The 12,793-nt window shown below is 67.5% G+C and carries 12 protein-coding genes; 7 read left to right on the forward strand and 5 right to left on the reverse strand.

What is annotated here, in order from left to right:
• Positions 1-171: 171 nt before the first annotated feature.
• The 3 genes from AAF604_20390 to AAF604_20400 form a co-directional block, all read right to left on the reverse strand.
• The gene (locus AAF604_20390; GenBank protein ID MEM7052039.1) at positions 172-639 is read right to left on the reverse strand and encodes a hypothetical protein; all 468 of its coding nucleotides are present in this window, start codon (positions 637-639) and stop codon (positions 172-174) included.
• 17 nt (positions 640-656) lie between these two features.
• Positions 657-2,087, reverse strand: coding sequence for a tyrosinase family protein (locus AAF604_20395; GenBank protein ID MEM7052040.1), 1,431 nt, complete (start codon positions 2,085-2,087; stop codon positions 657-659).
• Positions 2,088-2,162: 75 nt separating this feature from the next.
• Positions 2,163-2,993 carry a hypothetical protein gene (locus tag AAF604_20400; GenBank protein MEM7052041.1) on the reverse strand — a complete coding sequence of 277 codons (831 nt, stop codon included), beginning with the start codon at positions 2,991-2,993 and terminating at the stop codon, positions 2,163-2,165.
• 366 nt (positions 2,994-3,359) lie between these two features.
• Between AAF604_20400 and AAF604_20405 the strand changes: the two genes are divergently transcribed.
• Complete coding sequence (locus AAF604_20405; protein ID MEM7052042.1) at positions 3,360-4,196, forward strand: hypothetical protein; 837 nt, start codon at positions 3,360-3,362, stop codon at positions 4,194-4,196.
• On the forward strand, positions 4,193-4,927 hold the full coding sequence (locus AAF604_20410) for a hypothetical protein (protein ID MEM7052043.1): 735 nt from the start codon (positions 4,193-4,195) through the stop codon (positions 4,925-4,927). The genes AAF604_20405 and AAF604_20410 overlap by 4 nt, the downstream gene beginning before the upstream one ends.
• A 36-nt stretch (positions 4,928-4,963) precedes the next feature.
• Here AAF604_20410 and AAF604_20415 read toward each other — a convergent pair whose 3' ends face one another.
• Both AAF604_20415 and AAF604_20420 read right to left on the reverse strand, forming a co-directional pair.
• Positions 4,964-7,603, reverse strand: coding sequence for a serine/threonine-protein kinase (locus tag AAF604_20415; protein MEM7052044.1), 2,640 nt, complete (start codon positions 7,601-7,603; stop codon positions 4,964-4,966).
• Between the two features lie 21 nt (positions 7,604-7,624).
• Positions 7,625-8,218, reverse strand: coding sequence for a sigma-70 family RNA polymerase sigma factor (locus AAF604_20420; GenBank protein ID MEM7052045.1), 594 nt, complete (start codon positions 8,216-8,218; stop codon positions 7,625-7,627).
• A 220-nt stretch (positions 8,219-8,438) separates the two neighbouring features.
• On the opposite strand from AAF604_20420, the gene AAF604_20425 reads away from it, so the two are divergent.
• From AAF604_20425 to AAF604_20445, 5 genes are all read left to right on the forward strand, one after another.
• Positions 8,439-9,620 carry an acetyl-CoA C-acetyltransferase gene (locus AAF604_20425; protein MEM7052046.1) on the forward strand — a complete coding sequence of 394 codons (1,182 nt, stop codon included), beginning with the start codon at positions 8,439-8,441 and terminating at the stop codon, positions 9,618-9,620.
• 16 nt (positions 9,621-9,636) lie between these two features.
• Positions 9,637-10,392, forward strand: a complete 756-nt coding sequence (locus tag AAF604_20430; protein ID MEM7052047.1) for an SDR family oxidoreductase — start codon at positions 9,637-9,639, stop codon at positions 10,390-10,392.
• A gap of 49 nt (positions 10,393-10,441) precedes the next feature.
• Positions 10,442-11,551 carry an FAD-binding oxidoreductase gene (locus tag AAF604_20435; GenBank protein ID MEM7052048.1) on the forward strand — a complete coding sequence of 370 codons (1,110 nt, stop codon included), beginning with the start codon at positions 10,442-10,444 and terminating at the stop codon, positions 11,549-11,551.
• 250 nt (positions 11,552-11,801) lie between these two features.
• Positions 11,802-12,434, forward strand: a complete 633-nt coding sequence (locus AAF604_20440) for a hypothetical protein (protein MEM7052049.1) — start codon at positions 11,802-11,804, stop codon at positions 12,432-12,434.
• A partial coding sequence (locus tag AAF604_20445) for a hypothetical protein (GenBank protein ID MEM7052050.1) occupies positions 12,431-12,793 on the forward strand: 363 nt, incomplete at its 3' end. The genes AAF604_20440 and AAF604_20445, both read left to right, overlap by 4 nt.

Below are 12,793 nucleotides of genomic sequence, written 5' to 3' on the forward strand. Positions count from 1 at the left end.
TGGTCCTTACTTAGCGCGACTTTCGCTTCAGTTACGCCCCTGATAATAGACACGTATCGAAAGTCAGGAACACTCGGCCGAGCGCCCGGGAGGCGGTGGTCGCGCTGCCTGGGCCGTGTCGCGGAGGCGGGGGCCGGGAACCCCCGAATAGGGTGGAATCCTCGTGGCAGCTCACGGTTCTGTTTGCCAACGGATCATCAGATCGAGGCTGAGGTCGGCAGATTCTTCGTGATCCTTCAGCTCGACGACGAGCTCCACCTTGCTTACAGTCTCGGGCAGCTGAGCCCAGGCACCGGAGGCATGCAGCTGGAAGCGGCCTTCGCGATCCGCGGGGTACACCGCGAACCGACCGATCCTCAGCATTTCCCCGCCGCTGGTCCTCAATGCGAGCGCGATCGAAAAAGGGGCGAGGTTCGGATTCTCGAGGGCGACGATCTCGGCTTCGAGGATTGGTGGTCGCCATGCGATCAACTTCCGATCCAAGGGAACGGCGACTCTGGGTAAATCAGCGCTCAGGACGATGGCCGATTCTGTTTCGCTGGTCGCGACTTCGGAACGGGGTTCGCCAGAGCGAGCCGGCGAACCCTCCCAGGCCGAGCAAGCCGAGGTGGCGAGCACCACGACCAGCGTCAGCGCCAAGATCCAGCTCCTACGAATCATCGTCCTCGAGCTTTGATCACCGGAGCCGACGGCGTCACTCGGGATCTTTCGATGCGCAGCTCGCGGGCCGCGAAGGTCTGGTCTTGGACCTCCCGGCCCTCGAGGGTGCCCGGAGCCAGGGTGACGGCAATCTCTTCGGTTTGATTTCCCGAGTCGCTGAGCTGGCGCAGGGTGTCCGTGAGATCGATACGGAAGCTCTGGGGGTGATCGTGGTGCGGCGACTCGGGATCGGTGAAGAAGCTGAAGCTCCCGGCATAGCGTGGATCCTCGAGAGGATCGGCCGGGGGATCGTCGACTTCACCAACGTAGACGTGAACGAAGTAGTCCTCGTTCTCGGGGGGCTGCAATCCGCTCGCGATCAGGAAGAGGCGGTCTCCCTCCTGGCGCCCCGCTACACCGGCTTTGAGGCTCTGCTCGAGGGCGAGTTCGGAGACCCTCGACCGACGAGTGATGGCTTGGCCGACTCCGATCCGCAGCTCACCGTCGAGGTCGAAGCGCTCCAGAACCTGAACTTCGACCTTTGCTCCGCGCTCGAGGAGCCCCTCGAGCTGCCGGTTGGTGATCGTTCCCGAGGGATCTTTCCCTTTGGTCGGACTTTCGTAACGATAGCCGAAGATCGGCATCAGCAGGGTGCTCTCGACGGTGAGGTCTTCGATCAGATCACCCTGGCCATTGACAAACTGACCGTTGAAGATGTGCTTGGTCCAGGTGCTGTCGTTCGGGTTCCCGTGACCGCGTCGGTTCCACTCGACCCAAAGACACTCGACCATGTTGTGATGGCACCAGAAGATGGGGTCGAGAGGTGAATCGTAGGTGCTCATTGTCCCGCCCACGAAGCCGTGAATATGGTTGTGCGGCGTCCCCTCGAGCTTCCCGGCTGCGGCGGGACCGCTGCCGAAGACAAAGAAGTTGGGCTCGTCGAGGATGTCCTCGATGACGTTCGCGCCGACGGCCCACGCTGCGGCTTGGCTCGAAGACGTCGCGAAACGAGGGGAGTGCCTGAGAGGGTTGCTCGACGAGCCCCAGAAGGCGTTCGGGATTTTGCGGTTTTTCTGCCAGTTCCAGTACGGCAGTCCGAAGTCGTTATTGCCGGTGAGCTCGCAGCAGATCTGCTCGAAGTAGTAGAGGTAAGCGCGGTGCCAGGGAAGGAAGAACCAGTTGCCGTGAGGGCAGTGTTCCAAGTGGATTTTGGCCTGGGCCGACCAGCTCCGTGGGTTCGAGTCCGGGAGGGCTTTCATCGCCTTCACCGCCGCACGGTACGTCACCAGATCGGGATGATCTGGCGCCAGGGTCGCGATGTCGCGCCGCCGTGGCCGATTACGCAGCCTCTCGAACAACGAACATCCTCCCAGCGTCGAGGCCCCCATCAGTGCTCCGGCCCCTGCTGTCAAACGCAACATCTCCCGACGCGTCAGCTCGAGCTTCATCCTGGATCTCCCTTCCGTTGAGGGGTGTGGTTTTTATTGGCTTGTTCGGGCCGCTTCAGGTCGCGGCTTCAGTCCTCACTTCTCCCAGATGGCGGCGAAGCGAGAGCTTCGACCGGCACCGAAGGCGCTGATCTCGGCGGGCCTGTACCCGGCGTCGGTCTGATCGTCGAACTGGGACTGATACTTGGCGGCGGTCATCCCGTGGCGCGCGATCCAACGCCCGCCGCCGCGCTTCTCCCAGATCGCCGCATACAGGTGTTTTCCCTTGACCGAGTAGCCGCTGACCAGCGTCGGCCGGTAGCCGGCCCGGGTCCACTTGTTGAACTCGGCTTGGTAGCGCGACGACGTCAGGTTGTGACGCGCCACGTATGCCGGTCCGGACCGCTTCTCCCAAATGGCGGCAAAGCGCGCTCGCGAGCCGTCCGAGTAACCGCTGACATGGGCCAGCCGGTAGCCGGCGCGGGTCCACTTGTTGAATTCGGCCTGGTAGCGCGACGACGTCAGGTTGTGACGGGCCACATAGGCCGGGCCGGATCGTTTCTCCCAGATGGCGGCGAACTTGATTCGCGTTCCGATGCAGTAGCCACTGACGTGGGTCAGCCGGTAGCCGGCTCGGCGCCGGCGATCGAACTCTGCCTGGTAGGCACTGGAGCTCAGGCCGTGACGGGCGACCCATCGCGGACCGGACTTCTTCTCCCACACCGCGGCGTAGCGCTCCTTGCCGTTCTCCGAGTATCCGGTGACGTCGGTCAGTCGATAGCCGGCGCGGGTCCACTTGTTGAACTCGGACTGATAGCGGGAGGGCGAGAGCCCGTGGCGGGCGACCCACTGTGCCGAGGCTGGAGTGCTCGCCGCAAACAAGCCGGCGGCGAAGGAAGCAAGGACTGCGATTTTCAGTGCGTTCATCGAGATCGTCCTCGTTGAGTTGTCGTTCATGGGGGAGACGAGTGAGCGCTTCTTTTGCTTCAGGACTCCGGTGAATGCTGGCGATAGGGAGGCGCCCCGCCATTCGCCTCGACCCACTCCGCCGACGACCTCGACCCTCGGCCTGATCGCGTCGCTCGCGGGCTGGCCGCCCGTCGTCTTCCGGGCCTTCGACGGTCGCCGTTGACGCTCCTTCTGCTGTCTCCCTGCTGAGGGTGACGCCCCCCGAGCTCCTCGATCTCGAGTCCTTCTGAGCCACTTTCGGCGCCGTTTCCGCATTACCGGCGTCGGTCCATGACTTATCTCGGCTCTCCTCCTCGGAGGGCCCTTCGGTGAAGGAGGATTTCCATGCGGAAGGCTGCTCTATGCCTGGCCTTGGCCATGGTGTTTCTCTGGCAGGCGCCGCCGGCGCCGGCGGCGACGGTGATGCCGGGGGGCTCGGTGGCCCTCGACTCCTGCAATGGCAACTGCCTCAACTTGCGCCCGGACGAGCTCGAGGCGCGGCTGTGCGGTGTCTTCGCCGCCGATACGGCGGAAGAAGAGGAGCACCCGGCTCCGACGTGCGAGCCGATCCGAACCACCCTGATCACCAGTCCTTCGGTCGAGCCTCAGGCCCTGCCGCCGGCCGGTCTGCTGCTGTCTCTGGCCGACAGCGCGTGGGCGGCGCCGGGGGAAGGCGCCGTCGAGGTGACGCCGCAGGCCTTCTGCTTTACGAGCCAGCAGGCGGTGGCCACGGCTTGTGGCGATTGGCGCTTCGGCGGCGGGCTGGCGCCGGGCCGACAGCCGGTCTCGACTCTACTGGCGCTGCGCTCGAGCAACCAAGGAGGCTCTTTCACGGGCGCCCTCCGGCTGCGGCTCCGCCTGGTCTTCGTCGAAGTCGGGACGGGGCGTCGCGAGTCCTGGGACGAGACCTTCACCTTCTTCAGCTCGGGTCCCTGGGCCGACCTGGTGACGACGGCGGTTCCGCGGGGCGGCGGCTTCGACAGCGACTGCAGCGGCGTCGTCGACTCTCCTTTGCCGCCACCGGCCGCCCTCCAGGCGGGCTGGGTCGGGGTGCAACCGCAACCCTTCTGGCTTTCCGGTGATGGACAGCTTTGTCTGGTGCCTCGAGGCGAGGCGCCTTTCTTACCTCCGGGGACCGTTTCGACGGCTGCCCCAAAACCTCCCAAGGAGGAACTCCCATGAAGCGTTCAATTCTTCTTCTTGCCCTGTGCGCCATGATCTTCGCGTTTGCGCCGGCAGCGCTGGCGTCGGACCCCTGTGTGGTGCCGGATGATGGCTCCGGAACCGTCACCATGCCGCCCGAGGGCTGCGGCTACATCAGCCCGGACCGCTTCCACGCCATCGTTAACGGCCTGCCGCCGGGTACCACGATCATCGTCAAGCCGGAGCACGGTTGGTTCGTGTGCAACGGCGGTCGCGGCGGCCGGCAGGAGCGGGGCTGCACCATCGGCGGCACCCCCGAGACCGGCGAGACTGAGGAGTTCGAGTCCACCGTGCGCCTGACCCTCTCCGGCGCCGGCGGTCCCCTCGACGGCTACACCCGCACTCTCGACGTGCCGGCGACGGTGCGCACCAAGGTCGGACCGCGCAAGCCGGGCCAGCCGGTGCAGAGCTTCCAGACTGAGATGCTGAGCATCGAGGGCGAGGTGGTCGGTGACCACGACTTCGCCTACCTCAAGATCTCCGGTGGTTCCGAGAGCGGTATCCCGAGCCCCGGCGAGACCACCCTGAGCTACGCCGGTAACGGCAAGTGGCACGTCGACTCCAAGTTCGAGGTGGGCTACAACATCACCTTCGAGGGCGCCGCCGGCAGTCTGCTCGAGGGCAGTGGTGGCACCACCACCGGTAGCGTCAGCATGTCGGCCGTGGCCGGTCCCGACGCTGACAACGCGGACGTCCATCCGCAGCGCTGATTTTCTCCCCTGAGCGGCCGGCGGGTGTGAGGGGCCTCATCCGCCGGTCGTGACTCTTACCTTGCTCAGCTCGCGGGCCGCGGGATGGTCCGCACCCAGCCGCTCTTCGAGCTCGGCGGCGGCCCGGCGAATCTCCTCGCCAGCGGCGCCATCCCCTTGCGACCAGCGACTGACCGCCCACAGACCTCGGGCTTCGATGCTGCGCCAGTGTTCATGGCCCCAGGCGCGGCGGCGCAGCTCCAGGGCTTCGCCGAAGGCTCGCTGGGCGGCTTGGGGTCGTTCTTCGAGAAGGCTGCGGCCGAGGCCCATCAGTGGATGGGAGAGGTTGGCGTCGCCGGCCGGAAACACTTGTCGCCCCAGCTCGACGGCCTTGGCGAAGAGGCCACGCGCTTCGTCTCGGCGCCCGGCGTCGAGAATCACCGCCGCCAAGGCCGTGCGCGCCATCACGCTGAAGGCGTGGGCTTCGCCCAGGCGCGAGAGGTTGCTCTCGAGAGCCTGGCGCAGCAGCTTCTCGGCCTCCGGGAGCTGATCGAGCTCGCGCAGCAACAGGCCGAGGTTGTTGCGGCTGACGGCGACATCGGGGTGGTCGTCTCCGAGGACCTCGCGCTGGATGGTCAACACTTCCCGCAGCAGCACTTCCGCCCGGCGGCGTTCGCCCTGCCGCTGCAGGGTGGCGGCAAGGCGAGCCAGGGCATCGAGGGTGCGCGGATCACGCTCCCCGAAAAGTCGTCGGAAATCCCCGACTGCGGTTAGCAGAAGACCCTCGGCGCGCGACCAGTCGCCGCGCTGAAAGGACAGATGGCCGAGGTTGGCGCGGGTGGTGGCCGCCTGGGCGCCGTCGGGCGGTTGGCGCGCGAGGGCGGCGACGAGGAGCGGCTCGGCGTCGTCCGGATAGCCGTTTTCGAACAGAGTGCTGCCGAGGTTGGCGAGGGCGGTGACGGCCTCTGGGTGCTGGCTACCAAGGGCTTGCTCAAAAAGGGCGAGGGACTCTTCGGCGAGGCTGCGAGCGCGTCGCGGATCGCCACTGCGCAGCTCGAGGGCGGCGAGGCGGCTGAGGGTTGCGGCGGTGGCAGCGGGGGAGAGTCGACGGTGCGCTTCGAGGGCGCCTTCGAGCATCTCCCGGGCTTTCTCGAAGTCTCCGAGGTGAAGGTAGATGCGCCCGAGCTGATCGCGAAAGCGACCTTCCTCGGCGGGCCGGCCGGCGAAGCTCGGTTCGACGGCGGCGGCGCCGCGGTCGAGGATGTCGCGAGCGCTCAGGTCCGGGTCGCCCTGGGGAGATTCGGGGTCCGAGGACTCGAAGAGCTGGAAGAGGAAGCTCGACAGGCTCTCGGCGCGCTCGCGAGCGCGCTCCGCGACTTCGCGCTGGTGCTGGGCGCGCAAACCCAGGGCGGTGGCTCCGACCGCCAGCAGCGCGGCGAGGACGAGGGCGGAAGCGGCGATGGGCGAACGTCGTACGCGTTTTCTCAAGCGGTAGAAGAGGTTGGTCGGGCGCGCCCGAATGGGTTCCCCCGCCAGGTGCCGGCGCAGGTCCTCGGCGAGCTGCTGCGGGCTGCCGTAGCGCTGCCGCGGATCGCGCTCCAGGGCCCGTCCGACGATGACGTCGAGGTCGCCGGCGAGGCGGCGCTCGAGGCGCCGGGGGGACAGGCCGCGACGGGCGGCGACCTCGTCCACCGACAGGCCGCCGAGGTCGGTCCGTTCCAGGCAGCGGCTGGCGGTGGCGGGCGCTTCTTCGAAGACCTGTCGCACCAAGGTCCACGGCGTCCGCCGGTCGACCTGATAGGGCCGCCGGCCGGTGAGCAGGAGGAACAGCAGGACGCCCAGGGAGTAGACGTCGCTGGCGGTGGTCACCGGCTCGCCGGCGAGCTGCTCGGGGCTGGCGTACTCCGGAGTCATCGCCCACCAGCCGGTCATGGTTTCGTCGCCGGGAGCCGGGTCGAGGAGCTTGGCGATCCCGAAGTCGAGGAGCTTGGGGGTGCCCTCCCGAGACACCAGGATGTTGCTCGGTTTGAGATCTCGATGGACGATCAGGTGGCGGTGGGCGTCGTGGACCGCCGAGCAGACGTCGCGGAACAGCTCGAGGCGGTCGGGGACGGGGAGGTGGTGGCGGTCGCAGTAGCGGTCGATGGGCTCGCCATCGACATACTCCATGACCAGGTAGGGAAGTCCTTCAGCGGTGGTGCCGCCATCGATCAGGCGGGCGATGTTGGGGTGCTCGAGGCGGGCTAGGATCTGGCGTTCGGCGCGGAAGCGTCGCGCCACCTCGCCGCCCTGGCGAATCACCTTGACGCAGACCTGTTTCGAGAAGGCATCGTCGGCCCGCTGGGCGCGATAGACGACCCCCATGCCGCCTTCGCCAATGCGCTCGAGGGTGCGATAGGGACCGACGTCGAAGACTTCCGGCGGTTCGGGCCAAGCGGGCGCATCGAGGAAGTCGCCGGCCTGGTCGTGGCAGGCGAGGAGCGACTCGACGGGACGCCGCAGCTCGGGATCGTGCTGGCCGAGCCAGCGCGCCCGCTCGTCGGGCGGCATATCGAGGGCGGTCAGGAACAGCTTCTTGACCCGCCGCCAGTGCCCGGCCGCTGTGGTCCCGGTCGACGACCCGGCGGACCCTGGAGGAGCCTCTTCGATCTGCTCCTGAGACAGAAGCTTGTCCGGCTGCTGGTGCGACGCGATCATCGCGCGATGTCGGCGTTCGCCTCAGACAGGCTGCCGCTGGCTCAAGCGCTGGAAAAGCCAGGCGCGGGCCATCGTCCATTCGCGTTTGACGGTGGCCGGCGAGATCTCGAGAGCGGTAGCGGTTTCGGCGATGGTCAGGCCGGCGAAGTAGCGCAGCTCGACGATGCGCGCCTGGTCGGGGTCGAGGCGCGCCAGCTCGTCGAGGGCCTGATCGAGGGCGAGGAGATCGGTCTGCGGATCGCAGTGGCCGTCGAGCACCTCGTCGAGGGGCACTTGCGGAGCGTCGCCACCGCGCTTGTCAGCCCGCCGCTGGCGGCCGTGATCGACCAGAATGCGTCGCATCACCCGCGCCGTGACGCCGATGAACTGGGCCCGGTTGTGCCAGTCGACGGGGCTTCCCGAGAGGCGCAGATAGGCCTCGTTGATCAGCGCCGTCGCTTGCAGCGTGTGTTCCCGGCCTTCGCGCGCCAGATAGGCGCGAGCGAGGCGATGCAGATCCTCGTAGACCTGGGGGAGGATCCGCTCGAAGGCCTCCGGGTCTCCGAGGCTCCAGTCGCGAAGATCGGCGGTGATCTGGTCGCCGATGGTTAAAGGCGTCTTGGTATCTATGTTCATCGTTGTAGATATTTTTATTTTCAAAACTCACTTAACTTTACCATGAGCGCATCGCCTTCGGCGCGAAAACGGAAGGGATGACGGCGCCGGGGATCTGAGGCATGATAGGGACCAGCGAGGGGTGGATCCCGCCGTCCGTCGCACCGTCGGCACCACCCACTGCCGGCCGCCTCAAAACGCCAACGTCGGCCCGTCTTACGGGTCCGGAGGAATTCCCATCATGGAAAAGCAAGATCTCGTGCTGGTCGATGGCCTGCGAACGCCGATGGCGGCGTTCAACGGCTCCTTTGCCCGTACTACCGCCATCGACCTGGCCGCCCACGTCGCCAAGGCGCTTCTCGAGCGCACCGGCGCCGCGCCGGAAGAGATCGACCACGTGATGGTGGGCAACGTGTCGCAGACCTCGAAGGACGCCATCTACGGTGCCCGCCACGTTGGCCTCAAGGCCGGGGTGCCGAAGGAGGTGCCGGCTCTGACCGTCAATCGCCTCTGCGGCTCCGGCCTCGAGGCGGTGATCCAGGGCGGGCTCAGGACGCTCGCCGGCGAGGCCACGACCACTCTGGTCGGCGGCATGGAGAACATGACCCAGGCACCGCACGTCGTGTGGGGGGCGCGGGCCGGCTTCCGCTTCGCACATGGGTCCTTGGAGGACTCCCTGCTGACCTCGCTGCTCGACCCCTACTGCGGCTGCTTCATGGCCCAGACTTCGAACAATCTAGCCAACGACTACGGCATCAGCCGTGAGGAGCAGGACGCCTTCGCGGTGCGCAGCCAGCAACGGGCCGGAGCGGCGCGGGAAAAGCTGGCGGAGGAGATCGTCGCCATCGAGGTCGGTCGGGGCAAGCGCGCCAAGACCATCGCCGCCGACGAGCATCCGCGGCCGGAAACCACCCTGGAGACCCTCGCCAAGCTGCCGCCGGCCTTCGACGAGGACGGCTACGTCACCGCCGGCAACGCCTCTGGCATCGTCGATGGTGCCGCCATGCTGCTGATGACCACTGCCGCGCGGGCCGCCGAGAGGGGCTGGAAGCCGCTCGGCCGGGTGCGCTCCTGGGCCACCGTCGGCGTCGAGCCGTCGCGCATGGGTATCGGTCCGGCGCCGGCGATCCGCAAGGCCCTCGAATCGGCCGGTATGAACCTCGGCGATCTCGACCTGATCGAGATCAACGAAGCCTTCGCCGGTCAGATCCTGGCCTGCGTTCAGGAGCTCGGCCTCGACATCGACAAGCTCAACGTCAACGGCGGCGCCATCGCCCTCGGTCATCCCCTGGGGGCCACCGGTGCCCGCATCACCCTCACCCTGCTGAAGGAGCTGCAGCGGCGTGGCGGGGGCGTCGGCGTCGCTTCGGCCTGCATCGGCGGCGGTCAGGGCATCGCGATGATCGTCGAATCGACCGGTTGATTCCGGACTCTGGGCCTTGATCGACTTGCGCCAGCGGCGGGTGGCGGTGACCGGTGGTAGCCGCGGTATCGGCGCCGCCTGCTGCCGGCTCTTCGCCGGCGCCGGGGCCGCCGTGCTGGTGGCCTACGGTGGGCGTCGCGGGGCGGCCGAGGAACTGGCCGAGGAGCTGCGGCAGATCAATCCGGGCCCCCACGACACGGTGGGCGGAGATCTCGCGTCGCCGGCCGGGGCCGAGGCCCTGGCGCAGGCGGCGCGGAACCTCTGGGGCGGCCTCGATTGTCTGGTCAACAACGCCGGCGTCTGGTGGCGCAATCCCCTCGGAACCTTCGATGTCGAGTCCTATCGCCGCCTGATGGCGGTCAACGTCGATGGTTGCTTCCTCGCTGCCCGCGCCGTCCTGCCGCTGCTCGAGCGCTCGTCCGACGGCAACATCGTCAACATCACCTCGACCGCCGGTCAGCGGGGAGAGGCTGACTACAGTGCCTATGCCGCCTCCAAAGGCGCGATGATCGCCGCCACCAAGGCCTGGTCGACGGAGCTCGCGCCGAGGGTGCGGGTGAACTCGGTGGCCCCCGGCTGGGTCGATTCGGAGATGTGCGCGCCGGCCTTCGCCGATGGTGGCCGCGAGCGCATCGCGGCGTCGATCCCCCTGGGGCGGGTCGCCGATCCCGGCGACATCGCCGGCCCGGTGGTGTTTCTCGCCTCATCGCTGGCTCGCCACATCACCGGCGAGGTCCTCAACGTCAACGGTGGCAGTGTCCTGGCCGGCTGAGTCGAGCGCTCCCTCGCTCTGGCTGAACCGTCCCGGGGCGCCTCGGGAGGTGCCTCTGGCGGTGGTGGGCGGTGGCCTGGTCGGCCTGTCCACCGCCTACTGGCTGGCCCGGCACGGCCAGTCGCCGCTCCTCCTCGAAGCGGGGAATCTGGCGGCCCGGGCGTCGGGACGCAACGCCGGCTTCCTGCTCTCCGGAGTCGCCCAGGTGGTCGAACGCCTCGGACGGCCTCAGGAGCGCGACGGCTTGCTCGACTTCTGGCGCGCCACCATCGCCAACCGCGAGCTGTTGCGGCGCGAGCTGATCGATCCTGGCCGAGTCGACTGTGACTTCTTGCCGGAGGGGAGCTGGCTGGCGACGGTGGGGGATCCCAGCGCCCTGCAGCAGGCCTGCGAGACCCTCCGGGGTGAAGGTCTCGACCTGGACTGGCGAGGCGCCGAAGCGGCCTATGCGGCGAGCGGCAGCCGCGCCATCCTGGGCGGCATCTTCACCGCTCGGGACGGCGGCCTGCACCCGGTCAAGCTGTGCCACGGTATGGCCGAGGCCGGCGGCTTCGCGGTCGAATGCGGATTCCGCGTTCGGAGCTTGGAGGCGCGGGGTGATCGCGCTCTCCTGGTGTCCGAAGGCCGCTCGGTGATCGCCGAGCGAGTCGTGTTGACCCTCAACGCCTATGCTCCCCGAGTGCTCCCGCAGCTGGCCTCGGCGGTGCGCCCGGTGCGTGGCCAGATCCTCGCCACCGCGCCCGGAGAGCGTTTCCTGCAAGGGGTCTGGTACCTCAACGATGGCTTCGAGTACGTTCGGCAGCTCGCCGACGGCACGCTCCTCGTCGGCGGCCGTCGCCTGGCCGCCGAAGCCGACGAGCGCGGTTATGCCGAAACCCCCACGGCGACCGTGCAGGGAGCGCTCGAAGAGGTGCTGCGCGAGCTCTTTCCGGGCTGCGGTGATCGCCCGATCGTCCAGCGCTGGGCCGGCACTATGGCCTTCACTCCCAACTGCCTGCCCTGCATCGGTCGTCTCGACCACCTGCCGGCGGTCACCTACGGCGTCGGCTTCAACGGCCACGGCCTCTCCCTCGGCTTCCTCGCCGGCCGCCACCTCGCCCTCCAGGCCCTCGAGCAGGCAGGCGACCCCGACTTTCTGCCCCTGACCCGCTACGGCTGACGGCGGGCTACCGCCTCCTGTGGAAGCGCCGTTGAGTGGCGCGACTTCCTGAGGGGTTTCTCGTTTCCGGACATCTTCCGGACATCTTCCGGACGTCTTCCGGACATCTTTTTCGGGCCTGATCGCCGAAAACGCCTGTAAAACGACGAAGTCCTCCATGGCACGTGGCTTGCTGTAGCGCTTTGGCAAGGAAATGAATCCAGTTTTACGTTGTCCTGGAAGGACGAGGGCATTTCTTGGGAGATTGGACGTGATGCATCGAGCGTTGATGTTGGCGGTGTTGGGACTGTTTTCGGTAGGCGGTTCGCTATCAGGCCTTGAGCTGATTTCGGGAGCGAAGTCCCTGACGATCGCCCGGGTCCCGGCGGACGCCGAGCTGTGGGTCTTCGGGCTCGGCAAGAGCCGAGACGGCTACAACCGGATCTTGACGACCTACTCGGAGAGCTTGAGCGATGCGGACGGCGACGGCCGGATCACCTACGAGCCCGCGGGCGGGATGCCGGTGCTGGCCTCGTGGGGGGTGGCGGATCCTTCCACCGGTGCGGTGACGGTCCTCCCGTCGCCGGGCTGGGAGGGTTCGGTGTCGAGCCTGCCGGCGACGGCGCTCGATCCCTCGGGGGAGTCCCTGACTCTGCCGCACCGCCAGGTGGAGGCGTTCCTGGTGCGTCCTTCGACCTCGGGCTGGCGTCAGTCGATCGGCGACGGTTCTTCGGCGGATGGCGACGGCCTCGAGGATGGCTCGGTGAGCCTGTCTCTGTCGTCTCTCGCCTCCCGGGACGGTGGCTCGGAGTTGCCGGGCTCTCTGCAGCCGGAGGATGTGCTGGTGGTGATCGACACGTCGACCCTGGAGCTGATCTGGAGCGGTGAGGAGGTGTCGCCGTGAGCCGCCTCTCGACCGTTCTCTGCGTGGCCGCCCTGCTGCTGCTTTCGACGACTGCCCTCGCCCAGCCGAAGCCGGTGGAAGCGCGCGGTTTCTCCCCCGGGGAGGTCTACGACTACTCGGGTCTGGATTCGGTGAACCTGTTCAACGGCAACCTGGTGCTGGCGTTGCCGCTGGGCGGCCAGTACCCGCTGGGTGGGGGCTTCTCCTACGGCCTGCGCCTGACCTACAACGCCAAGGTCTGGGATGTGGAGACGCGTCCGTTCTCCTTCTCGGAGGCGGCGTTCGAGGCTCGGGTCTCGGAGGATTTCAACGCTGGGGTGGGCTGGACGGTGAGCCTGGGTGGGTATCTGACGAACAGC

The sequence above is a fragment of the Acidobacteriota bacterium genome (genome assembly GCA_039028635.1).
GTDB lineage: Bacteria > Acidobacteriota > Thermoanaerobaculia > Multivoradales > JBCCEF01 > JBCCEF01.